Here is a 24,327-nt window from a genome sequence, read left to right on the forward strand (position 1 = left end):
TCCCATGTTCGATCCGGTCATAGCGCCCAGCGGCACCCTGCTGGGCCTTCTCCAGCGTGGGCGTGGCGACGGCACGCTGCACGCGCTCACCGCCCCCCGTCCGGATGCGCTCGCGGCGCTCAACCACTGCGTCCTGCGCGACCCCCGCCACGACTGGCAGCTGGAGAACCGCTCCCTGTACTACGCCCGGCTCTTCCTCGACCTCGACGGCGAACTCGACGCGATCGAGGCTCATCTCTTCTCCGCCGAGGACACCCTCGACACGGACGAGTCCCGAACCGGTCTCGCGTTGGCCGTGCTCGGTCACCTGGCCTCCTACGGCAGGCGCGACGCCCTGGAGATGCTCCGCCGGTACGCCGCCGACGGCAGCAACTGGGCTTGGGCGCTGGACGAGTTGGCGCTCCGGGACGACGACGCGGGACTGCGCGCGCTCGCCGCTCCGGTGCTGGCCCGCTTCCCCCGCGACCCCGGTGGAGACGCCGAGCTGGCCGCTGCCGTGCGCGACGCCTTCGAGCCCCGCCCCTGGCGACTCTGGGCCGAGGACCCCCTCCCGGCGACCGCCGCTCGCGTGCGTGCCGCCCAGGAGGCCGGTTCCTTCGACACCTGGGGACGGCAGCTGGCCCCGGCCGGACCGCGACCCGCCTGGAGCGTGGGAGCCGTGCTCGCCTGGGCCCAGGAGGGGGCGGACCGCGGCGTCCCCCGACATGTCCCCGCCGCCCGCTGCCTGTCCGCCGTCGCCGGCCCCGACGACCGTTCCGTGATCGTCGAGGCGGCCCGTACCGGCGGCGAGGGAGCCCGCTGCACCGCGCTGCGCTACCTCGCGGGGCGCGGGGACGGGGAGGCGCTCGACCTGATCGAGGACGCCTACTCCGGTGGTTCGGATGCCGTCCGGCGGGCCGCCCTGGACGCTTTCGAACGGATGGGCGGCGACGTCGCGGTGGACCGCGCCCGGTGCTGGGCCCCTCGCCCCGACGCGTTGGGAGCCGCCGCCTGCCGGGTCCTCGCCTGCCGAGGCGGCGCCGTCGATCGGGAAGCGGTGCTGGCCGCGCTGCGCGAGGCCGTGCGGGGGGAGGGTCCCGACGCCCCGACCCTGTGGACGCTCGTCGATGGCACCGGTCGGCTCGGCATCGCCTGCGCGGCCCCGGTGCTCCGCCACGTCTACCGCGAGACGACCTCCTCCCACCTGAGGGGCAGGGCGGCGCGCGCGCTCGCCGTCACCGACCCGTCCTTCGCCGCGGGCTTCGCCGTGGAGTGCCTGTGGGACTGCGAGGAGTCCACCCGGGAGGTCGCCGCCCGCCATGCCGGCACCGGCGACGCCCGCGTCGTCGAGCGCCTGCGCCGACTCGCGGCGGACCCGGCCGAGGAAGCCGAGGTGCAGACCGTCGTGAGGAGCCGGATCCCGCCGGACGCCCGTCGGGTGACGCAATGAACCACGAACCACCGGGGGCCGGCACGGGAGCGCGGACGCGAGGTCGGCGTCGGCCGCGCGCCGGGCCTCCCGGGCTCACCGGGTGGCCCGGCTCACCGGCCGTTCCCCCGTCCGCGCGACGGCCGGCGGGGCGGCCCGCCGACCCCGACGAAGCGCACGGGCGTGCCGGGGGCCGCTTGCGCGGCGGCGGGGAGGTCGCTGCCGCGGACCACTCCGATCACGGGGTAGCCGCCCGTGGTGGGGTGGTCGGCCAGGAACACCACCGGACAGCCGTCGGGCGGCACTTGGACCGCGCCCAGCACCATCCCCTCGCTGGGCAGCTCACCTGGTGCGGAGCGCTCCAGAACGGGGCCCGTCAGACGCAACCCGATCCGGTTGCCGGAAGAGGCCACCCGGTAGGGGCGTGAGACGAGGACGCGGACGGCCTCGGCGGTGAACCAGTCCTCTCGCGGGCCCGGTGTCACCCGCAACACCAACTCCACCGGCGGTGCCGGGTACGGGGCCGCGTCCGCCGGAGCGGGAGGCGGCCCCGGGCTTCCGACGGGCAGCACCGTCCCCTCGACCAACGGTGGCGGGCCCAGGCCGGACAGCAGATCGGTGGACCGGCTGCCGAGCACCGGCGCCACGGCCACGCCGCCGGCCACCGCCAGGTAGCTGCGGACCCCGCGGACCGCCTCGCCGATCTCCAGCACCGCGCCCGCCGGCACCCGGACGGCGGCCCCCCACGCCGCGGGTCGGCCGTCCACGCCGACCGGGCACGGCGCTCCGCCCACCGCGACGGTGACGGGGGTGGTGGGGCGCAGGGAACAGCCGTCGAGGGTGGTCTCCAACACGGCCGCGTCCACGGCGTTGCCGACCAGCCGGTTGGCCAGACTCGCGGCCGGTGGGTCGAGGACACCGGAACGTGGCACTCCGAGGTGTGCGTGGCCCGGACGACCCCGGTCCTGGACGGTCGTCAGGAGCCCCGCCCTGACGACCACGAGTTCGCTCACGACGCCCGTTCCTCTCCGGGGTGCCCCACCGGTGCGAAACGTACCCGGGTCCCGGGCGCCAGCAGGGCCGCCGGGGACCGCGAGGGATCCCACAGCACCGCGTCCGTCACGCCGATCAACCGCCAGCCGCCCGGAGACGACCCCGGATACACGCCCGTGTAGGGCCCCGCCAACCCCACGGAACCCGCCGGCACGATCCGACGCGGTGTGGACAGACGCGGCACGTGGTAGCGCTCCGGCAGGCCGGTCAGATAGCCGAAGCCGGGCGCGAAGCCGCAGAACGCGACGTGGAACTCGGTCGCCGCGTGGATGCGTGCCACCTCCTCCACGCCAACGCCCCAGAGGTCCGCGACGCGCCGCAGGTCGGCTCCGGTGTAGCGCACCGGCAGGACGACCTCCTCCGACGCGGGCGGTCGTGCCGGTGGCACCGGGGCGGAGGCCAACTCGGCGGCCACGCGCACCGGGTCGACCAAGCCGTCGAGGAGAACCGTCCGGGCCGCCGGCACGATCTCCCGCACGGTGAGCGAACCCGCCTCCCGGCGGAGGACCAGCGCGGCGTGCAGAGCCCGCGCCTCCTCGCTCGTGGAGAGCTCCACGAGCAACGCCTCCTCGCCCACCGTCAGCACCCTCACGTGAAGGGCTCCACCCGGATCCCCTCCGCCTCCAGCCCAGCCCGGATCCGGTGCGCCAGTTCCACGGCGCCGGGCGTGTCGCCGTGCAGGCACAGCGACCGCGCCCTGACCCGGATCCGGGCCCCTGTGTGCGATGTGATCCTGCCGTGGGACGCCAGGCCCACCGACCGTTCGACCACCTCGTCCGGGTCGACGACCACGGCGCCGTCGGTCCCGCGGGGCACCAGCGCCCCCCGCTCGGTGTAGGCGCGGTCGGCGAAGGCCTCGGCGACGGTCGACAGGCCGGCGCTCGCCGCGAGGCCCAGCAGGGCCGAGTCGGGCAGCCCCAACACCGGGAGGCCGCCGGCGAGGAGCACGCCCTCCACGACCGCGCCGGCCTGGTCCTCGTCGTGGGCCACCCGATGGTAGAGCGCGCCGTGGGGTTTGACGTACGCCACCGCGGTCCCGGCGGCACGGGCGAAGATCTCCAGTGCCCCGATCTGGTAGGCCACCTCCGCCGCCAACTCCGCGGCCGGCACGTCCATCGCCCGTCGGCCGAAGCCGGCGAGGTCGCGGTAGGAGACCTGAGCCCCGATCCGCACGCCGCGCTCGGCCGCCAGTTCGCAGACCCGCCGCATGGTGGCCGCGTCCCCGGCGTGGAAGCCGCAGGCGACGTTGGCGCTGGTGACCACTGACAGCAACGCCACGTCGTCGGTGAGGTGCCAGCGGCCGAATCCCTCGCCGAGGTCGGCGTTCAGGTCGATCGGGTCCATGCTCGCATTATCTCCTCGCGGGCGCCCCGCGGACGAGCGGGCCGCCGCCGGTGTGGGCCTCGCGACGGCGCCGAGGCCGACGGTCGGGCCCGGTCCCGCCCTCGGCGACGGGCCCTTCGACCGCGACGCCCCGCGGGGCCCTCGGACGCGTCGTGCCGCTCCGCCGCGGGTGCCGTCCGGCCGCCTCGCCCGTCGCGGAAGCGCTGGTTGGGATGTTCTCCGACGGAGGACCTACTCTGTGCACCGTGATCTCGCCAGCACCGCCGCACGGCGCCCCGCAGTCGCCCCCCGCCGGGGCTCGCCCCGCCACCGGGCCGGCGGCCGACGAGGGGCTGGCGCGCAGGTTGCGCGCCCTCGCCTGCACGGCGCCCCTGCACGACCTGGACGTCCGCAAGGTCAACCTGGCGGGCGAGTACGCGGTCTACGGCATGGCGGAGGTCGCTCTCGCGGCGATCGACCTCGTCACCCTGCACATGGACTTCGACACCGGTGCCGACCACGACAGGGTCGTGGCCCGCCTCGTCCCCCGCGTCGCCGCCCAGGCACCCCACCGACCCGGTGTCGAACACGAACGGGTGGCCCGCTGGGTCCTGGAGAACCTGATCAACGTGGGAAGCGTCGACCGCGGCTTCCGCGCCGTGTACGGCACCTTCGGCCCCGACGGCGACTACACGCGGCGGGACTACGACTTCAAGCTCGTCGAGGAGGTCCCGGGACCGGGCGGCACGGTCTACCTGCGGACCACCGACGAGGCCGTCAACGTCCTGGTCGGGGCCCTGGACACCGACGTCACCAGCGCGCAGATCGCCGCCGAGGTGAAGCTGGAGGTGCTGATCAACCGAGGGAGGCTGGCCGATGCCCAACTCGCCGCGGAACAGGCCCGGTACCGCACCGTGCAGTACTCCGAGACGCTGCGCAGGACGCTCGACGCCACCCGCCGCGACGTGCGCGCGGTGGACTGGCTCGCCACCGTCCCGGACATGATCGCCGAGGCGCTGGACCACGTCGCCGACCGCTACCGCCACGAGAACGCCATCCTGACCAACATCCGCAAGGCCCGCGACGAGTCGGAGGACCCCGAACACAAGCGCCGCGCCGCCGAACTCGTCGACATCGTCAAGGACTGCATCCGGCGCCACACCCACCTGCAGTCCAGGTTGTTGGAGGCGGGTCCGCTCTTCCGCGCCGAGCAGGACCGGCAGTCCTTCGCCGCCCCCTCCACCACGGCGGGGATCGATCTCCACGGACACCTGCTCACCCCGATCCTCCCGTTGCCCGTGGAGCGGGCCCGTCGTGTCACCGACGCCTTCTTCGCCCGCGGAACCGGAGCGAGACCCCCCGCGTCCGTGCGCGTCGCCGACCTCGTCGACCTGTTGCTCTCGCCGCCGCTGGAACGCGAGCACCTCGGCGCCGAGATGCCCGAGGCCGACCTCGTCGCCACGCCCGACGACAGCCGGTTCGACGAGCGGCAACTCGCCATGGCCCGGGAACTGCTCCATCTGCCGCCCGACGCCCCCAGGCGGCTGTCCGGGCTGCTGGCCGAAGCACGTGCCCGAGACGCCGAACTGCCCTACCTGGTCGTCCTGCTGGCCGTCCACGCGGCCAGCCCTCCCATCGGCACCGCCCACCGGCAGGGCGATGGCGAATTGCTGTTCGCCGTGGACGACGGCACCGAACTGGACGACCCCGAGTTCGGCGGCGCCGACCTCCTCGTCGGCACCGCGATCCTGACCGAGACGACACCGGACGACCGCCGGGAGGCGGCGTGACCGACCCCCTGCGCGCCTCCCGCGCCCGTACGTCACCGCGCACCGAGGAACGACCCAAGTGACCGAGCACCTCGACCCGAGCGAGCCCGAGCGCGGTACACCCGCCCCGGCCGTCACACCCGCCGACGCCGCCGACGCGGCCCGGCTCGTCGCCTGCGGCCTGCAACCCAGGCTGCACCCCGCCCGCGACCAGGAGTACGCCACGCTGCTCCGTCGCCACCGCGAGGACCCGCCCTTCGCCCGGCTCGCCGACGCGGTCGCGGCCGGACTGGGTCTGGTCGTGCTGGAGGTGTCCGCCCGCGCCGGCATGGTGGTGACCGCCGCTGAGGACTCGGTCTTCGCCGTCCGCATGGGCGACTACGCGCGCAGAGCCGGGTCGGACTCCGCCGACCGGTTCCTGCACGGACTGGCTCATCTCGCCGCGGCCGCCATGGCCTTTCCTCGCCCCGAGGACCTCGCCGACGACGGCTACGTCGGACGTGTCACCGTCACCGGCGTCGACGCCTTCGTCCGCCAGGCATGCCGCCGCCTGGAGGAACGGGCCGCCGAACGGGGCGAGAACACCGACCCCGCCAGTGACGCCCCGGGGTTGGAGGCCGCCTGGCGGGTCTGGTCCAGACGCGGTGCGACCGGCGCCACCAAGGACGCCCGCCGCCTGCCCGGCTCCACCACCGGGATCATCGGCAAGGCCGTCACCTTCCTCACCGAGTCCGGGTTCCTCCAGCGCGCCGGAGACGACCACGGTGGCACCTACCGAACGACACCCCGTTACCAACTCCAAGTGCGTGACATGGCCGGCTCCGCCGCCCTGTCCGAGCTGCTGAGTCTGGGCGTCGTCCCGGTCGCGGACGGCAAGGCTACCCTGCTGCCGGCCCCGGAGGACGGGGACCACGCCCTCGCCCCGGGCGCCGCGCTGCCCTTCCACTCCCTGTGAACACGTCCCCGACCGACGCCCCCATCCACGCCTCCCCGGAAACCGACGAGAGCCCCCACCATGTACGAGCTGTCCCGGGTCCGCCTCTACTCCATCGGCCCCGCGGGCGCGCGCTACGCCGATACCGTGCTCGATCTGCGCGGCGTGGGCGAATCCGTGCCCGAACCCGCTCCCACCCAGGCGGAGTTCTTCGAGGAGGAGCCCCTCGGCCCCCCTCGGCGTCCCGCCCCCGCCGGAGTCCTCTTCCTGGAGAACGGCGGCGGTAAATCCGTCCTGCTCAAACTGATCTTCTCGGTGATGCTGCCCGGCCACCGCAACACCCTGGGCGGGGCCAGCTCCGGCGTCCTGCGCAAGTTCCTGCTCGCCGACGACTGCGGCCACGTCGCCCTGGAATGGCAGCACGTGCGGACCGGCGCCTGTGTCGTCGTGGGCAAGGTCAGCGAGTGGCGTGGACGTCAGGTCTCGCAGGATCCGAGGAAGTTCGCCGAGACCTGGTACTCCTTCCGCCCCGGCCCCGGCATGACGCTGGACGGCCTCCCCGTCGCGGAGGCCACCGCCGCGAGCGCGGCCTCGCAGGGTGCCTCCGGGGCCCGAGGACGGCGTCGCACCATGAAGGGCTTCCGGGACGCCCTGACCGAGGCCGGAAAGACCTACCCCCACCTCGACGTGCACTTCGAGGAGGTCCACGAACGATGGACCGAGCACCTCGGCGACCTCGGCCTCGACCCGGAACTCTTCCGCTACCAGCGAGAGATGAACGCCGACGAGGGAGAGGCCGCCGGCCTCTTCGCGGTGAAGAAGGACTCCGACTTCACCGACCTGCTGCTCCGTGCCGTCACCGACACCCGCGACACCGACGGACTGGCGGACCTGGTCAGCGGCTTCGGCGGCAAGCTGGGCAGACGGGCCGAGTTGATCGCCGAACGGGACTTCACGGCCGGCGCGGCGGACCTGCTCCACCGCGTCGTCGAGGGCACCGCGACCCGCTCTCGGGCCAGGGAGGTGCACACCGCGGCCGAGCGCCGCACCGGCACACTGGCACGTCGGCTCTCCCTGCGCGGGGCGACCGAGCGCGGCAGGGCCGCGGACCTCGCCGATCGACTGTCCACCGCCGCGACAGCCGTCACCGACGCCGAGACGGCCCGTGAGCAGGCCGCCCGCACGGTCGACGAACTCGCCTATCGGCACGCCTCCCTCGCGTTGGCCGCCGCCGAACGCGCCGCCGCCGCGCAGAAGCGCGAGCTCGCCGACGCCCGCACCCTCCACGCGGCGTGGCAGGCCGCGGAGTCGGTCCTGCGCCACCGCGCCTCCGCCGACCGGGTCGCCCGGGTCGCCGCCGCGATCCGCGAGGCCGAGCGGGACGCCGCGCCCGCTCTCGCGGCGCGCACCAGCGCCGCCGTCGCGCTCGTCCGCTCCCTGCACGCCGCCGCCGTCGACGCCGAGTCCCAGGCGGACACCGAGGAGCACCGGTCCGCCGCGCTCCAGGAGGCCGCCGACGCCGCCCACCGGGCCGCCACCACCGCCGCCACCGAGGCCGAGCGCGCCCGAAGCGAGATCGGGCACCTGGGCCAACGGCTGGCGGAGGTGGAGCGGGAGACCGCCGAGGCGGTCCGCGCCGGCTGGCTCGACGACAGCGCGCCGGACGCCGACCCGGCGCGGGCCGCCCTCGCCGCGAGCGACGCCGAGCGCGCCGCCCGGGCGGCCTGGGACACCGCTCGCGAGGCCGCCGAGGCCGCGGCCGGGCGGGCCCGCGAGGCGGCGGGCGCGGAGACCCGGGCCGAGCTGGCGGCCGCCCGCGCCGCCGACGCGGCCCGCTCCGCCGTCCGCGCGCACGAGGACGAGCGCGACACGGCGGCCACGCTGGCCGCGGAGGAACGCCTGGTCGAGTTGGTCGGTCCCGGCCACGACGCGTCGCGGACCGAGATCCCGCAACCGCGCCGGCCCGACGCGGTGGGTTCCTCGTCGGAGGAGTCGGGCCTCGCGTCGTCGGGGGCTGCCCTCACCCCCGAAGAGCTGGACCGCTGCGCAGACACCGTCCGCGACGTTCTGGAGGAGGCCGTCTCCGCGTCCGAACGGCAGCTGTTCGAGCTGCGCACCGCCGCGGTCGACGACTCCCGAATCCTCGGCGCGCTCGGCGATGGAGGGCTGCTCCCTCCCGGCCCCGACGTTCTGGCCACCGTCGAGTTCCTCGGAGAGCAGGGCATCCCGGCGCTCCCGGGCTGGCGCTACCTGGCGCAGGCCGTCGACCCCGCCGACCACGCCAGGGTTCTGACGACCCGTGCCCATCTCGTCGACGGCGTGATCATCACCGACCCGGCGGCCCACGCCAGGGCGCGGCGGGCACTCGACGAAGCCGCGCTGCTGCCCCGCAGCGCCGTAGCCGTCGGGACCGCCGAGGCGCTCCTGGCGCCGCCGGCATCCTCGGACGATCCCGACACGGGGGTGTTCCTCGTGCCCCCGAACCCAGCCATGCACGACGAACTCGCCGCCGATCAGGAGAGGCGGGAGCTGCGGGCCCGGACGGCCCGGCGGGACGAGGAGATCCGCGCCCTGGCCGCCCGGCTCTCCGTCGATCGTCGTCTCGCCGCCCGCCTCGCCTCCTGGCGCACCGCATGCCCGCCGGGCCGGCTGGCCGAACTGGCCGAGTCGGCGGAGCGGGCCCGTCGGAGCGCCGCCGAGAGCGAGGCGGCCCTGGCCCACGCCCGCTCGGAACGGGCCGAGGCGGAGGAGATCGCCCGGGAGACCTCCCGGACACGGGACGAGCGGCAGGAGGCCGCCCAGCGGGCCCGCAGGGCCGCGGACGCCCTCGCCGGCCTCGCCCACCGACTTCGCGAACGGGAGGCGTGGCGGACGCGGGCGCGTGAGGCGGCAGAGGAGGCCACCGAGGCGGAGCGCCGTGCCCGGTCCTGTCTGGAACGGGCACGCGCCGCGGACGAGGACCGCCGCGCCGCCCAGCGCGCCGCCGACGATGCCCGCCGCACCGCCCGCGCGTTGCGGGCGGAGCGCGCCGAGATCGCCGGAGCGCCCGACGACGTGCCCGAGGGCGACACGCCGAGGCCCGCCGGCGCGCTGCCCGCGTTGCGCGAGGCGTACCGCGCCGCTTCCCACCTGTACGAGAAGGTGGGTGTCGGAGCCGACCTCCGAGCCGAGCAGGCTCGCGCGGAGAGCGACGAGACGGCGGCCCGGGCGGAATCGGATCGCCTCTCCACCAAGGTCCGTACCCGGGCGGAGCGGCTGCTGGAGTCCCCGGAGGGGTCCGACGGACCCTCTCGACAGGCCGCGGCGGCCCGCGCCGAGGAGCTGGTGCACCTGCTGGAGGCCAGGATGTCCGGCGCCAGCGAGCGACTCGGCAGGCTGCGCGGCGACGCCGAACGGCTGGCACCCTCCGGCGGCGACGCCCACACCGAACTGCCCCAGGGGCTCGTCCCGCGCGACGCGGACCACGCGCGGACCCTGCTGCGGGGCGCCACGGCGGAACTCGCCTCGCGGGAAGCCGAGTCGGCCGAGGCTCACGAGGCGCACGTCGCGCTGGGTGACGCCCACCGCGCCGCCGAGGACGCCGCCGGCGGCTTCGAGGAGATCGCCGCCATGCTCCGTGACCTACTGCGTGATCACCCCGACCACGACGAGCGACCGGCCCCCGAGCCCTACCCCGACGGCATCGAGGAGGCGCGCCGCGCCGCGGCGGAGGCCCGCAGGGCGTTGCGGGGGTGCGCCGCCGACCTGTCCGCGGCCGACTCCGCGCTGCGTGACGCCTGCGACGTCCTCGTCCGGCATGCCAACTCCAGTCGATACGAGCAGGTCCGCACGCCGGCCAGGCAGCAGATCCGCGAGCTGCCGGCCGCCACGCTCCCCGACCACGCCCAGCCCTGGGCCGACGCCTTCGCCCCGCGCCTGCGGGTGCTCACGGACGAGTTGGCGCAACTGGACCGCAACCGCGAATCGATCGTGGACCGACTCAGGGGGCTCGTCGAGTCCGCCCTGGCCACGCTGCGCTCCGCGCAACGACTGTCCCGCCTGCCGGAGGGCCTCGGTGAGTGGTCCGGACAGGAGTTCCTCCGTGTCCGCTTCGAGGAGCCCGACCAGGCCACGCTCACCGAGCGGCTGGAAGAGGTCGTGGACGACGCGACACGTGCGGCCGTGCGCGCCAACTCGGACCTACGGCGTGACGGCATGTCCCTGTTGCTGCGCGGTGTCGCCGCCGCCCTGCGCCCCAAGGGCGTCGCCGTCGAGATCCTCAAACCGGACGCCGTGTTGCGCGCCGAGCGCGTCCCGGTGGGACAGATGGGCGACGTCTTCTCCGGCGGCCAACTGCTCACCGCGGCCATCGCCCTCTACTGCACGATGGCCGCGCTGCGCAGCAACGATCGGGGACGCGACCGACACCGCCACGCCGGCACGCTCTTCCTGGACAACCCGATCGGCCGGGCCAACGCCACCTACCTGTTGGAGCTCCAACGGGCCGTCGCCGACGCCCTGGGCGTCCAACTCCTCTACACCACCGGCCTCTTCGACACGACGGCGCTGGCCGAGTTCCCCCTGGTCATCAGGCTGCGCAACGACGCCGACCTGCGTGCGGGACTCAAGTACATTCAGGTGGAGGAGCACTTGCGACCGGGCCTGCCGAGCCAGGCCGACGGCGACGGCCGCACGACGCACGGCGAGATCACGGCGACCCGCGTGTTCAAGCGGCCCGGCTGATCCCGCCCAGGCCCGACGCCCGGGCGGCCCGGTGCCCGAGGGCGATCGCTCACCGGCGCGACAGCCGCTCGGCCCCGCCGCCGCGAGCGCCGCCCCGGACCCCTTCGCGGGCACCCGGCCCCGCTCCACGCCGCCCCCCGCGCGGTGGACGGGCGGTGCTGCTCGGCGCCGACACCACACCGTGGCGTTGCTTCCAGACCTGACGGGTCACCCACACGTCCAGGACGGCCCACGTCGCCACCACGGTGCCCACCACACCGAGGATCACGGCGGGGAAGGCCAGCCACGACCCGGCCAGGGCGCAGAACACCGCCACCATCGCCTGGACCAGACTCACGGCGACCACGAGCAGGGCCCGGACGGCGGCGTCGCGCACCGAGTCGGGAACCCGCGGTGCCCGCGCCGACTCCTCCGTCCACAGGAGCCGGTCGACCGCTCCTCCCCGCTCGGCCGCGAGCCGACCGCGCCCAGGAACCTCGCGGCCCTCCGGCGGGTGCGCCCCGCTCACCCGGCGCGCACCGGGCCGCTCCACCGCGTCCACATCCACGTCACTCCCCACCGCCGGCGGCTCCTCCGCCTCGTTCGGACCACCGTTTCGCGCGAGGTCGTCCGTCCCGTCGTACGCCCTCCGCGCGGAAGTCACCACCCCGCGATCCGGCGCGCTCCCGCCCCCGAAGGACGCCGGGTACTCCCCGCGGATTCCCGACACCTTCGGCCGGTGGGGCGTTTTCGGCCAACCCCGGACGGCGGACGCGCGTCGCTCGACCGCCCGCGCCGCCACGATACGGGGGCGATCGTCCCCGATGTCCGGCCGACCTGCCGCCCGGCGGGGCCGGATACGGCCGGCGACGGTTCCGCCCTGAGCCTTCGGGTCCCCGCCGGGCCGGTAGTAGGCTCGCGCCGTTTGCTGACGCACGTGCGTCCCCACGGGGCGCGAGGTGGGGGAGGCCATGCGCCTGCGCGGGAAGACCATCCGCCGGAAGTTGGTGGCCCTGCTTCTCGTGCCGCTCGCGTCCCTCGGCGCGGTGTGGGCCTTCGCCACCGTGCTCACCGGTCGCGAGGCGGCCCGGCTGGCCGACGTGTCCGCCGTCATGGAGCACCTCGGCGGGCCCGTCGAGGACACCGTCCGCGCGTTACAGGAGGAGCGCCGTCTGACCCTGACCCACCTCGCCGACCCACGCGCCTCCGACGGGCTCGCCGCGCTGCGCCGGAGCCGGTTCGAGACGGATGACGCCGTCGCCGTCCTGCGTGACGGTGCCGCCGCCCCGGACGTGCGGAGGGCCCTGGAACACGCGCAGGCGGAACGCCTGGCCGAGGCGCTGGACGCCCTCGACGGGGTGGACGCGCTGCGTCGCGGCGTCGAGGCCGGCACCATCGACCGGCACCGCGCCCTCGACCTCTACAACGGTCTCGTCGATCCCGGTCAGGCCCTCCTCGCCGACCTCCACGTCATCGACGACGTCGCCCTGGACACCGAGCACCACGCACTCGTCAACATCGCGCGAGCACGGGAACTCCTGTCACGCGAGGACGCCCTCCTGGGGTCCGCGCTGGTCGCGGGCCGCGTCACCCAGGCGGAGGTCCGGGCGGCGTCGGACCTCGTCGCCCAGCGCACGCTGTTGTACGACGTCAACCTCCCGATGCTCCCGGCCGCCGAACTGGGCCACTACGAGCGCTTCTGGGAGGAGGCGCCCTCCCTGTCGCTCCGAGAGGCCGAAGGGACCCTCCTGCTCTCCGCGCCGGGAACCCCGGACACTCCCGACGCGGCGGAATGGGAGGCCGTCGCGACCGACGTGCTCGACGGGCTGGCCTCCCTCGGCGAGGAGTCGGCGGCCCGCTACCGGGACCGGGTGAGCCCGGTGGCGACAGCCGTCGTCACGCGTGCCGCGGTGGCCGGGGTGCTCGGCCTCGCGGCCCTGTCGGTCTCGCTCCTGGTGTCGGTGCGCGTGGGGCGCGGCCTCGTCCGCGACCTGCGCCGGCTGGGCGCCGAGGCACACGAGGCCGCCCGGGTCCGCCTGCCCTCCGTGATGCGCCGCCTCGCCTCGGGGGATCGGGTCGACGTGGAGACCGAGGTCCCCCGCCTCGACTACGCTCGGGACGAGATCGGCGAGGTCGGCCGAGCCCTGAACACCCTTCAGCGGGCCGCCGTGCGAGCCGCGGTGCGGCAGGCCGAGATCCGGTCCGGTGTCTCGGACGTCCTCGTGAACCTGGCCCGTCGCAGTCAGGTGCTCCTGCACCGACAGCTCACCCTCCTGGACGCCATGGAGCGGCGCACCGAGGACCCCGGGGAACTCGCCGACCTGTTCCGACTCGACCACCTCACCACCCGGATGCGTCGTCACGCCGAGGGGTTGGTGATCCTCTCGGGCGCCGCGCCGTCCCGGCAGTGGCGCAGGCCGGTGCCGCTCATGGACGTGGTGCGGGCGGCCGTCGCCGAGGTCGAGGACTACGAACGCGTGGAGGTCAGACGGCTGCCCCGGATCGCCGTCACCGGGCCCGCCGTGGCCGACCTCACCCATCTCCTGGCCGAACTCGTCGAGAACGGCGCCGCGTTCTCCCCGCCGCACACCGCGGTCCAGGTGCGCGGGGAGCGTGTCGGCAACGGCTTCCTGCTGGAGATCCACGACCGCGGTCTCGGCATGACGGCGGACACCATGACCCAGGCCAACCTGAGACTGGCGGGGCACGCCGAGTTCGACCTCCGCGACAGCGATCGACTGGGCCTCTTCGTCGTCAGCCGACTCGCCCTGCGACGCGACGTCCAGGTCTCCGTACAGCCGTCACCGTACGGCGGCACCACAGCGGTGGTGCTGATCCCGGAGACCCTGCTGACCGCCGTCGAGGACGACGACACCGCCGGACCGGTCAACGGCCGTCCCCTCGACGAGCCGAGCCCGGCGACGGGAAGCCGCGCCCTCCGCCTCTCCCGCTCGGCGGCCCGCGCACCGGGGGCGGTGCCCCCCGGTCCGGTGGAACTGGAGCCGCCGGTGGAGCCAGAGCCCGTCGACGCGGCGCCCGAAGACCGAGAAGGCCCTCTCCCCGACGTCGGGCCGTGGGCGCCACGCTCGGACACCGGCCCGGAGGAGACGATCTCCGCCCCGGGTCCCTTCCACCGGGAGGCCGCGCGCCCTCGCTCGGCGGAGGAACGACGGCACCCGACGCCGCTGCCGCGCCGCACACCTCCCAGGCTCGTCAGCTCGCACGGCCGTCTTGTCGGTGGGGACGACGCCGGGCATCCCGCCACCCCCGCCACCAGGCGCCCGGCGCTCCCCGACGACACCTGCTCACCCGCCGGCGCACCCGATCCCGCCGAGGGGGAGTCACGGAAGAACCCCGGGGAGCCGGAGAGGCCGATGCCGCGCACGTCCGAACCGGTCGGACGCGCTCGCGTCGAGAGAGAGGAGAGCGGACAGGGCGGCCCCCCGGCGGGGTCCGGCGCTGTTCCCCACGTCGACCGCCCGGCTTTTGGGGGACGGGCGGGCCACCGGGAGCCCGACTCGGCGGTTCCCGGGCGCGCCTCCCTCCCACGACGGCTGTCGCGACCGGGACAGGACGGCGATCTCGGCGTGGATGGCGACAGCCTCACCCCGCAGAGGCGGCCCGGAGCCGAGAAGCGGGACGCCGAGGAGGTTCGCGGCCGGATGGCGGCCGTCCAACGCGGTTGGCGGCGAGGGCGCTCGGAGGCCGGGCGGAACGGCCGGGGCGCCCCGGGGCGAGCACCGGGTGGCGAGGGCGTTCCCGAACTCCCGGACGCGGAAGGGTCCTCCGCCCCCACGGCTCGTGCGCCGACCTCACTCCCACGGACCGAAGGGCGACGCCACGGGCCGGGGGGTCCGTCGGGCTCCGACGAGCGCGAGGGTCGTTGACCCCTCCCATGCCCGGTCGCCGCCCGGTCCCGTCCCGGGAACACCTCGGCCCGGAACGAACGAGCACGGCGGTCCACGCGGCGAACGCCGCGTCAACGGGTAGTCATGCGACATGAACACAGAAGGTCGGGGAAAGGACCATTGGTTCGACGCGGAGGCGGGCCCGGTCGTCCGGCCCTACGCCATGACGCGGGGGCGAACCGACGGCGCGCCCCCTCACCGACTCGACGCCGTCGCGATGGTGAGCACACGGGCAGGCGAAGACGCGCCGGAACCTGACACACTGCTGTCGCCCGAGCACGTCGACATACTGGACCGGTGCCGGCGGACCCCCCGGTCCGTGGCGGCCCTGGCCGCACGACTCGACCTGCCGCTGGGTGTCGTCCGCGTCCTCGTGGGCGACCTGCTGGCCGAGCGACTCGTCGAGGTGCGGCAACCCACGACCCCCGCCGAACGACCGGACACCAGGACACTGCGTCAGGTGATCGACGGCCTCCGGGACTGGTGAAGCACGGCGAAGCGCCGACCCCGCGACTCAGCGAGGCCCGGCCCCGGGAACCGGCCGCCGCGTACCCCATGTCGCCGGGAGAGCCGGTGTACCGGTCAGCGACTCCCAGCCGGCGGCCACGCGGGCCGGCGTCCCCACGATCACCCAACAGCGAAGCGGCCCCCCGGCCATCCGCAACACGCTGGATCCCCTGCGGTCGTGACCCGACCCCGCGCCCTCCACGCCCTCGCGCAACGTCATGACACCGTCCCCCCGGGCGTCGTGGAACGCGAGATGCGTGCCCGCGCCGGCCACCACCACCTGCGCCGCCGTCGCCACAGCGCACGGCTCGTCCCCCGGAGCCGGGCGGCCTCCCGGCGCGGAGCCGCCGAACCGGTACGTCCCGTCGCGCAACAGCGGTCCTCCGGCTCGAGCCCCCGGCGCGAAGAACCGCGCGTCCGCCGGCACCTCGGATCGCTGCATCCAGCGGCCGCCACCGCCCGACCCCGTTTCCCACCACCGAGGCGGCGGGTCCCGCCGCAGTGACACTCCACCCGGTGTCCTCACCTCGACGGCGCCGTCCCGGGAGACGACGACCGTGACCCGCTCCGCCACCACCCGCCGGCCGCCCAGCTTGTCGGGTTCCAGCACGGCCCGCGGGTCCGGCTCCGGGCCCGGCCCCGCCAACACCTCGGACGGCTCCGGGCCGGCGCCGTCCCAGCCCCAGAAGACCGCCCCGATCGTCGTGACCACCACCCGCAGTTCCGAGCGCGCGAAGCGCAGGACACCACCACCCCGCTCACACTCCACCGCCCTCAGCGACCCCGGGACCCGAGCCCGCTCCGCCACCGGCCGCTCCGTCGCGAACGCCTCGACCCGCCGTCGCCACGTCGTGTGCGCGCCGCGCCCTTCCCGCCACGTCCTCGACCAACCGAGCGCGCGCGCCGAGCGCACCGGATCACCTCCGTCCATGACCACGACCCTGCCGGCACCGTCCACTCGGCGAGGCCCTGTTCAACGACAGTTCACCCTCGCGCCCCGAACGTCCGGGACGACCGGTCGGGGCGCGGCCTGGTGTCCCCGTCGATCACATGGCATGGTCCCTGTCTGGGTCCTCGCGCACACCCGGCTCGTGCGAAGAGGACCACACCAGACGCACTGCCCCCGGGAGTCGACCATGCCGACCGAAGAACCCCAGCCGCTCTGGCGTCCCGATCCGCGGCATGTCGCCGCGGCCCGGATGACCGCGTTCCAGGCCTGGGCGGCCGACCACCACGGCGCCCCGGCCACCGGCGGCTACCCCACCCTGCACCGATGGTCCGTGGCGGATCCCGAGGCGTTCTGGAAGGCCGTCGTCGAGTGGTTCGACGTCCGCTTCTCCCACCCCTACGAGCGGGTCCTGGGCGACCCGGTGATGCCCGGTGCCCGGTGGTTCGAAGGGGCCACGCTCAACTACGCCGAACACGCCCTGCGTGCGGCGGCGGAGCGGTCGGAGGATCCCGCGCTCCTGCGGATCGACGAGACCCACCCGCCGACCCCCGTGACCTGGGGCGAGCTGCGCCGCCAGGTGGGCTCGCTCGCGGCCGCGCTGCGTGCCCGCGGGGTCCGGCCCGGTGATCGGGTCAGCGGCTACCTGCCCAACGTCCCGGAGGCGGTGGTGGCGTTCCTCGCCACTGCCGCCGTCGGCGCCGTCTGGACCTCCTGCGCGCCCGACTTCGGCGCTCGGAGTGTCCTCGACCGATTCCGGCAGGTCGAGCCGGTCGTCTTGTTCGCCGTCGACGGCTACCGCTACGGCGGCAAGGAACACGACCGTCGCGAGACCGTCGCCGAACTCCGTCGCGAGCTGCCGACCCTGCGCGCCGTGGTCCACGTCCCCCTCCTCGGGACGGACGCCCCGGAGGGGGCACTTCCGTGGTCCTCCCTGACAGCCGCCCAGGTCGAACCGGTCTTCGAGCAGGTGCCTTTCGACCACCCGCTCTGGGTGCTCTACTCCTCCGGCACCACCGGCCTGCCCAAGGCCATCGTCCAGTCCCAGGGGGGCATCCTGGTCGAGCACCTCAAACAACTCGGCCTGCACTGCGATCTGGGGCCCGACGACCGCTTCTTCTGGTACACGTCGACAGGGTGGATGATGTGGAACTTCCTCGTCTCCGGCCTGCTGACGGGCACCACCCTCGTCCTCTACGACGGCAGCCCCGGATTCCCGGACACCGGCGCCCAGTGGCGTGTCGTCGAGGAGACCCGCGCCACCTTCTACGGCACCTCCGCCGCCTACGTCACGGCCTGCGGCAAGGCCGACGTCCATCCGGGACGCGACCTGGACCTCTCGTCGGTGCGCTGCGTCGCCACCACCGGATCGCCGCTTCCGCCCGACGGCTTCCGCTGGCTCCACGACGAGGTCCGCGCCGACCTGTGGATCGCCTCGGTCAGCGGTGGCACCGACGTGTGTTCCTGCTTCGCCGGAGCCGTCCCCACCCTCCCCGTCCACCTCGGCGAGCTCCAGGCGCCCTGCCTCGGCACCGACCTGCAGGCCTGGGACCCGGCGGGGCGACCACTGGTCGACGAGGTCGGCGAGTTGGTCGTAGTCAACCCGATGCCCTCCATGCCGATCCGGTTCTGGAACGACCCCGACGGCACCCGATACCACGACAGCTACTTCGCCACCTACCCCGGCGTGTGGCGCCACGGCGACTGGATCACCCTCACCTCGCGCGGGACCGTCGTGGTGCACGGCCGCTCGGATTCCACGCTCAACCGCCAAGGCGTGCGCATGGGATCCGCCGACATCTACGAGGCCGTCGAGCGTCTCCCGGAGATCAAGGAATCCCTCGTCATCGGCGTGGAGCGGCCCGACGGCGGGTACTGGATGCCGCTCTTCGTGCACCTGACGCCGGGAGCCGTCCTCGACGGGGCGTTGACCGACAGAGTCAAGCGCACGATCCGGGAGAACCTCTCCCCACGCCACGTCCCGGACGAGATCATCGAGGTGCCCGCGATCCCGCACACGCTGACCGGCAAGCGCCTGGAGGTACCGGTCAAGCGCCTCCTCCAGGGAACGCCGCTGGATCGGGCCGTCAACCCTGGCTCCGTCGACGACCTCGACCTCCTCGGCTTCTACCTGGACCTCGCCCGCCGCGACGACTGACCGGCACCGGGTCGCCGTCTCCCGCGTCCTCGACCAGAGGCGGCGGGCGCGTCACGCCGGACCCCCGCTGTCGGAGCCTCCGACTACGGTGAGTGACTGTCACCGCACGGCGCACGGGGGAGAACACATGGCGCACACCGACCGATCCGACTCGACCGCCCGTCAGGTACTGCACCGCGAGATCGCCGGCACGATGGGCCTGCTCGCCGACGAACACGACTTCCACGCGATGCGGTACTACCGAAGCTTCACCTTTCGTGACCACGCCGCCTATCTGCGCCACGTCGAGGCGGTGCTCAAGGCACGGGCGGATCGCGGCGGCCACACGACGATCGCTCTGTTCGATCCCGTGGCGTACGCCGGATTCTGCGCCACCGTCGGCATCGACGCCGACACCGCCGCCGGCCGCTCGCGCTTCACGGCCGTGCTCGCGGCCCGAGGCACGACCGTGGCGTACGACGGGCGCCCCTTGGTCGACCTCCTGCCCTCCCTCCTCGACGCGGCGGTCCGCCGCGCGACCCGGGAGCACACCGCCACGATCCTGGCCGCGATCGGCCCGTGCGCCCTATGCGGAGAGGACATCGGGCGGGCCGCCCTCGCGCGCGCCGGCGAGTTGCTCACGCGCGTGCTCGACACCGCGCCGGACGACCATCTTCACCTGGTCTGCGCGGTCTCCGGTGTCCACGAGCGCCTCTCCGCGGTCCTGCGCGTCGGCCCCACCCGACGAAGGGACCGCCTACCGGACCACGCCGCCGTACCCGAGTTCACCGGCGTCCTCGCGGTGGGGCTCGCCACACGTGCCCCCGGCGGTCTGATCCTGCGGGCCGGCGCGCCCGGCCGCGTCTACGGCTGGCGTCTGCGGGAGTACGGCCTCGTGGCGCTCACGGCCGGGGAGGTCTTCGACGCCTACTGCCTCGACCCGCGGACCGGCGAGCCCATCTCCCCGGAACCCGGGGTGCGGTACAGCGAGCCGCCCGACCTCGGCGAGGATTCACCCGAGCGGGGCCACCACCACTGAAGCCGAGGTGTGTTCGGGGCGGGCCGCCGGCCCGCCCCGCGTCCCCTCGGTGTCCCGGAGCGATCGACTGCTACGCGTCCCGAAGGAGGATCTCGCGAGCCGCGTTCCGCGCGTCCTCGGCCCCGTCCGCCGCCCGCGCGGCGGAGGCGGCCCGCTCGCACCGCGCGAGTGTCACCCTCGACACAGACCGGCGCACCGAGGGGATCGCGGCGGGTCCCATCGAGAGCGAGGACACCCCCAGACCGACCAGGACACAGGCCAGGAGTGGGTCGGCGGCGGCCTCGCCGCACACGCCGCACCCCTTGGCCTGTGCCCGAGCCGCCCACGTAGCCGATGCCACCAGATCGAGCAGCGCGGGTTGCCACGGATCCTGGAACCGGGCCACGGCACCCACCTGGCGGTCGGCCGCGAAGGCGTACTGGGCCAGGTCGTTGGTCCCCAGGGAGAGGAAATCGACTTCGCGCAGCACCGCGCCCGCCCTCAGTGCGGCCGAGGGGACCTCCACCATCGCCCCGACATCCGACCGCAGCCCCGCCGCGCGGCAGGCGTCGGCGAACGCCTTGGCATCCGCCCGGTCGGCGACCATGGGCGCCATCACGTCGAGGGTGCCGGGTGAGGAGTCCGCGGCCTTGGACAACGCGCGCAGTTGCGCGGCCAGGATCTCCGGGTGGTCCAGCAGGGCGCGTAGTCCGCGGACGCCCAGTGCGGGGTTGGGCTCCTCGGCGGGGGAGAGGAAGCCCAGTGGCTTGTCCGCGCCGGCGTCGAGGACTCTGGCCACCACGCGTCCTTCGGGAAAGGCCTCGATCACCCGACGGTAGGCGGCGATCTGCCTTTGCTCCGACGGGGCGCTCTCGGCGTCGTCGAGGAAGAGGAACTCCGTACGGAACAGTCCCACGCCCTCCGCCCCGACCTCGACGGCCCCCGCCACGTCGGCCGGGCCTCCGATGTTGGCCAGGAGTGGGACGCGGTGGCCGTCGGCGGTGCGCCCGGGCTCGCGCGCCGAGGCTCTCGCCTCGCGCCGACCCACCCCTCTCCGCCGTGGCCCTCGCCGGTCGTCCGGGTCGACACGGACTTCTCCGGAGTCGCCGTCGAGAGCGATCACGGTCCCCTCCGGGAGTTCCCGGGCACCGGACAGGGCCACCACCGCCGGCACGCCGAGGGCGCGTGCCAGGATCGCCGTGTGGCTGGTCGGGCTGCCCTCCTCGGTCAGGAAGCCCAGGACCAGGGCGGGGTCCAGGAGCGCGGTGTCGGCGGGGGCCAGATCGCGCGCCACGAGAACGTAGGGGCTGTCGCTGTCCGGTACCCCCGGGATCGGCACGCCCAGCAGTCGGGCGACCATCCGATTGCGCACGTCGTCGAGGTCGGGGATCCGTGCCGCGTGGAGCTCGCCGGCCCCGGCCAGCAAGGACCGGTAGCCCGCGAAGGCGTCGTGGACGGCCCGTTCGGCGGTGCCACCCGACGCGACGCGTCGGCCGACCTCCGCCATCAGCTCGGGATCCCGCGCCATCAACGCCTGCGCCTCCAGCACCGCCCGCGCCTCGCCACCGGCCAGATGTCCCCGGGCCGTGAGATCCGCGGCGACGGCCTCCGCGGCGCGCCGGGCCCGGGCTCCCTCCCTTTCTCGCTCCGCCGCCGGTACCTGCCTCACCGGGGGTTCCAACACGGCGGCTCCCATGTGACGCACCGGACCGACGGCCACTCCGTGGCTCACGCCGACGCCTCGCAGAGTTGTCTCCATCCGCACCTCCCGGGAGGGTTCTCCGGCTCTCCGGTGGGGAGTCCGTCGGCCGAAGGACGATGGTGGCGTGTCAGGACCAGTCGAAGAGTCGCTCGCCGACTCGGACGGGGCCCTCCTCGCGCAGATCCATGAGGGCGTGGGCGTCCGCGTCCAACGCCACGACCGGGCAGAGCGGCGACTTGCCCGAGGCCTCCACCTCGGAGGGGTTCCAGCGGACGATCGCCTGTCCTCGTTCGACCGTGTCCCCCTTGTGAGCGAGGAGTTCGAACCCCTCGCCGTTGAGCTGCACGGTGTCGATGCCGAGGTGGGTCAGCACCCCCCTGCCGCCGTCCGTGACCACCACGAAGGCGTGGGGGTGCAGGGAGACGAGGACCCCACCCACCGGAGCGACGGCTTCGCAGGGTTCCCGCACGGGGTCGACGGCGGTGCCCGGACCCACCATGGCTTCGGAGAAGACCGGGTCGGGTACGGCTGTCAGCCCGACGGCGCGTCCCGTCTGCGGTGACGTCACGGTGGTCATGGAAGGGGCCTCCCGGGGGTGGAGAGATGCACACGCAGCATATGTCAGCTCACGTCCCGCTTCCGCCCGATGTTCCCGGCCAAAGCCTCGGACCCGTCCCAGAGGGTGGTTTGCGTGCGGCCTTGTGGGCCTGTACTGTTGTGGGTCCTGCCTCGGAGAGCGAGTGTGATTCCCGCTTCCTCCGGCAGGAATCCGACACACCGGTTGCCTGTTCGGCTTCTCTGCATTCCTCATGCCCGCGAGGGCGTGGGCGGAGAGGGCGAATTCATCTGGTAGAGTCGGTGAAACCGAAGGGAAACGCCCGGAGGAAAGCCGCGAGAGAGTGTGTTTCTCGGGTGAGTACGAAGAAAGTGTCCGTTCCTTGAGAACTCAACAGCGTGCCAAAAGTCAACGCCAGATATGTTGATACCCCGACGCCGGGATTGTTGTTCCGGTGGACGGGTTCCTTTGAAGTAGAACACAGCGAGGACGCTGTGGATCATCGGGTTATTCCTCCGGTGGTCCCGCTCCCGTGTTGTGTGCCGGGTGACCGGCAGAGCATTCACGGAGAGTTTGATCCTGGCTCAGGACGAACGCTGGCGGCGTGCTTAACACATGCAAGTCGAACGATGAACCATTTCGGTGGGGATTAGTGGCGAACGGGTGAGTAACACGTGGGCAATCTGCCCTGCACTCTGGGACAAGCCCTGGAAACGGGGTCTAATACCGGATATTGACTGTCACGGGCATCCGTGGTGGTGGAAAGCTCCGGCGGTGCAGGATGAGCCCGCGGCCTATCAGCTTGTTGGTGAGGTAGTGGCTCACCAAGGCGACGACGGGTAGCCGGCCTGAGAGGGCGACCGGCCACACTGGGACTGAGACACGGCCCAGACTCCTACGGGAGGCAGCAGTGGGGAATATTGCACAATGGGCGCAAGCCTGATGCAGCGACGCCGCGTGAGGGATGACGGCCTTCGGGTTGTAAACCTCTTTCAGCAGGGAAGAAGCGTGAGTGACGGTACCTGCAGAAGAAGCGCCGGCTAACTACGTGCCAGCAGCCGCGGTAATACGTAGGGCGCGAGCGTTGTCCGGAATTATTGGGCGTAAAGAGCTCGTAGGCGGCTTGTCGCGTCGGTTGTGAAAGCCCGGGGCTTAACCCCGGGTCTGCAGTCGATACGGGCAGGCTAGAGTTCGGTAGGGGAGATCGGAATTCCTGGTGTAGCGGTGAAATGCGCAGATATCAGGAGGAACACCGGTGGCGAAGGCGGATCTCTGGGCCGATACTGACGCTGAGGAGCGAAAGCGTGGGGAGCGAACAGGATTAGATACCCTGGTAGTCCACGCCGTAAACGGTGGGCACTAGGTGTGGGCAGCATTCCACGTTGTCCGTGCCGCAGCTAACGCATTAAGTGCCCCGCCTGGGGAGTACGGCCGCAAGGCTAAAACTCAAAGGAATTGACGGGGGCCCGCACAAGCGGCGGAGCATGTGGCTTAATTCGACGCAACGCGAAGAACCTTACCAAGGCTTGACATACATCGGAAGCGCTCAGAGATGGGTGTGCCCTTGTGGTCGGTGTACAGGTGGTGCATGGCTGTCGTCAGCTCGTGTCGTGAGATGTTGGGTTAAGTCCCGCAACGAGCGCAACCCTTGTCCCGTGTTGCCAGCAACTCTTCGGAGGTTGGGGACTCACGGGAGACCGCCGGGGTCAACTCGGAGGAAGGTGGGGACGACGTCAAGTCATCATGCCCCTTATGTCTTGGGCTGCACACGTGCTACAATGGCCGGTACAATGAGCTGCGATGCCGTGAGGTGGAGCGAATCTCAAAAAGCCGGTCTCAGTTCGGATTGGGGTCTGCAACTCGACCCCATGAAGTCGGAGTCGCTAGTAATCGCAGATCAGCATTGCTGCGGTGAATACGTTCCCGGGCCTTGTACACACCGCCCGTCACGTCACGAAAGTCGGTAACACCCGAAGCCGGTGGCCCAACCCCTTGTGGGAGGGAGCTGTCGAAGGTGGGACTGGCGATTGGGACGAAGTCGTAACAAGGTAGCCGTACCGGAAGGTGCGGCTGGATCACCTCCTTTCTAAGGAGCTTTCTCCTGTGCCTCCCCTTGGTTGTGGGGGGTGTGGGCAGAGGCCGGTTCATCAGCGAGTGTCTGGTGCCGGTGTGCTCGTGGGTGGAACGTTGACTATTCGGTCGGGTTTTCTGTTCCGGGTGTGTTTGTACTGCTTCCTGCTGTGGTGGGGGGTGTGGAAGGCATGTTCGGGGTGGGGGTTCGGTCGGGCACGTTGTTGGGTGTCTGAGGGTGCGGCCGTGTGGTCGTGGTCTCGGTTGTGCCGGTCCTGGTGAAGCATCGTCGGTG

The 24,327-nt window shown here is 73.2% G+C and carries 14 protein-coding genes, 1 rRNA gene and 1 pseudogene; 9 read left to right on the top strand and 7 right to left on the bottom strand.

The features are described from left to right. Positions 1 to 4 precede the first annotated feature (4 nt). The gene (locus JEK78_RS20495; RefSeq protein ID WP_200261637.1) at positions 5 to 1,429 is read left to right on the top strand and encodes a HEAT repeat domain-containing protein; all 1,425 of its coding nucleotides are present in this window, start codon (positions 5 to 7) and stop codon (positions 1,427 to 1,429) included. Positions 1,430 to 1,521: 92 nt separating this feature from the next. Here the strand turns inward: JEK78_RS20495 and JEK78_RS20500 are convergent, their stop codons facing one another. Genes JEK78_RS20500 through JEK78_RS20510 form a run of 3 tightly spaced genes read right to left on the bottom strand, consistent with a single transcriptional unit; the run spans position 1,522 to position 3,805 of the window. Continuing rightward, positions 1,522 to 2,421, bottom strand: coding sequence for a biotin-dependent carboxyltransferase family protein (locus JEK78_RS20500; RefSeq protein WP_200261638.1), 900 nt, complete (start codon positions 2,419 to 2,421; stop codon positions 1,522 to 1,524). Continuing rightward, positions 2,418 to 3,053: an allophanate hydrolase subunit 1 gene (locus tag JEK78_RS20505; protein WP_200261639.1), complete on the bottom strand. Its 636-nt coding sequence runs from the start codon at positions 3,051 to 3,053 to the stop codon at positions 2,418 to 2,420. Before JEK78_RS20505 ends, JEK78_RS20500 begins: the two co-directional genes overlap by 4 nt. After that, a complete protein-coding gene (locus JEK78_RS20510; RefSeq protein WP_200261640.1) occupies positions 3,050 to 3,805 on the bottom strand; it encodes a 5-oxoprolinase subunit PxpA in 756 nt (251 codons plus the stop codon). The genes JEK78_RS20505 and JEK78_RS20510 overlap by 4 nt, the downstream gene beginning before the upstream one ends. A gap of 212 nt (positions 3,806 to 4,017) precedes the next feature. Between JEK78_RS20510 and JEK78_RS20515 the strand changes: the two genes are divergently transcribed. The 3 genes from JEK78_RS20515 to JEK78_RS20525 are packed head-to-tail and all read left to right on the top strand — an operon-like array spanning position 4,018 to position 11,209. Continuing rightward, positions 4,018 to 5,574 (top strand): hypothetical protein, encoded by a 1,557-nt coding sequence (locus tag JEK78_RS20515; protein ID WP_242483154.1) that lies wholly within the window; start codon positions 4,018 to 4,020, stop codon positions 5,572 to 5,574. Positions 5,575 to 5,632: 58 nt separating this feature from the next. Next, the gene (locus JEK78_RS20520) at positions 5,633 to 6,508 is read left to right on the top strand and encodes a hypothetical protein (RefSeq protein WP_200261642.1); all 876 of its coding nucleotides are present in this window, start codon (positions 5,633 to 5,635) and stop codon (positions 6,506 to 6,508) included. Positions 6,509 to 6,568: 60 nt separating this feature from the next. Then, complete coding sequence (locus tag JEK78_RS20525; protein WP_200261643.1) at positions 6,569 to 11,209, top strand: hypothetical protein; 4,641 nt, start codon at positions 6,569 to 6,571, stop codon at positions 11,207 to 11,209. Between the two features lie 49 nt (positions 11,210 to 11,258). On the opposite strand, the gene JEK78_RS20530 is transcribed toward JEK78_RS20525, so the two are convergent. Further along, positions 11,259 to 11,768 carry a hypothetical protein gene (locus JEK78_RS20530; RefSeq protein WP_242483155.1) on the bottom strand — a complete coding sequence of 170 codons (510 nt, stop codon included), beginning with the start codon at positions 11,766 to 11,768 and terminating at the stop codon, positions 11,259 to 11,261. A gap of 391 nt (positions 11,769 to 12,159) precedes the next feature. On the opposite strand from JEK78_RS20530, the gene JEK78_RS20535 reads away from it, so the two are divergent. After that, positions 12,160 to 15,075 (top strand): nitrate- and nitrite sensing domain-containing protein, encoded by a 2,916-nt coding sequence (locus JEK78_RS20535; RefSeq protein ID WP_200261644.1) that lies wholly within the window; start codon positions 12,160 to 12,162, stop codon positions 15,073 to 15,075. 112 nt (positions 15,076 to 15,187) lie between these two features. After that, positions 15,188 to 15,583 carry a DUF742 domain-containing protein gene (locus JEK78_RS20540; RefSeq protein WP_200261645.1) on the top strand — a complete coding sequence of 132 codons (396 nt, stop codon included), beginning with the start codon at positions 15,188 to 15,190 and terminating at the stop codon, positions 15,581 to 15,583. A 75-nt stretch (positions 15,584 to 15,658) separates the two neighbouring features. Here JEK78_RS20540 and JEK78_RS20545 read toward each other — a convergent pair. After that, positions 15,659 to 16,534 (bottom strand): annotated as a pseudogene (locus JEK78_RS20545) (glycosyl hydrolase); the annotation flags it as partial. 205 nt (positions 16,535 to 16,739) lie between these two features. On the opposite strand from JEK78_RS20545, the gene JEK78_RS20550 reads away from it, so the two are divergent. Both JEK78_RS20550 and JEK78_RS20555 read left to right on the top strand, forming a co-directional pair. Further along, positions 16,740 to 18,707, top strand: a complete 1,968-nt coding sequence (locus tag JEK78_RS20550) for an acetoacetate--CoA ligase (RefSeq protein WP_200261647.1) — start codon at positions 16,740 to 16,742, stop codon at positions 18,705 to 18,707. Between the two features lie 127 nt (positions 18,708 to 18,834). Next, positions 18,835 to 19,725: a hypothetical protein gene (locus tag JEK78_RS20555; RefSeq protein ID WP_200261648.1), complete on the top strand. Its 891-nt coding sequence runs from the start codon at positions 18,835 to 18,837 to the stop codon at positions 19,723 to 19,725. 70 nt (positions 19,726 to 19,795) lie between these two features. Here the strand turns inward: JEK78_RS20555 and ptsP are convergent, their stop codons facing one another. After that, positions 19,796 to 21,463, bottom strand: a complete 1,668-nt coding sequence (gene ptsP, locus JEK78_RS20560) for a phosphoenolpyruvate--protein phosphotransferase (RefSeq protein WP_200261649.1) — start codon at positions 21,461 to 21,463, stop codon at positions 19,796 to 19,798. A gap of 70 nt (positions 21,464 to 21,533) precedes the next feature. Continuing rightward, complete coding sequence (locus JEK78_RS20565; protein WP_200261650.1) at positions 21,534 to 21,983, bottom strand: PTS glucose transporter subunit IIA; 450 nt, start codon at positions 21,981 to 21,983, stop codon at positions 21,534 to 21,536. Positions 21,984 to 22,523: 540 nt separating this feature from the next. Here JEK78_RS20565 and JEK78_RS20570 point away from each other — a divergent pair. Continuing rightward, positions 22,524 to 24,048: ribosomal RNA gene (locus JEK78_RS20570) — 16S ribosomal RNA — on the top strand. The last annotated feature ends 279 nt before the right edge of the window (positions 24,049 to 24,327 follow it).

The organism is Streptomyces sp. HSG2, assembly GCF_016598575.1.
Taxonomy (GTDB): domain Bacteria; phylum Actinomycetota; class Actinomycetes; order Streptomycetales; family Streptomycetaceae; genus Streptomyces.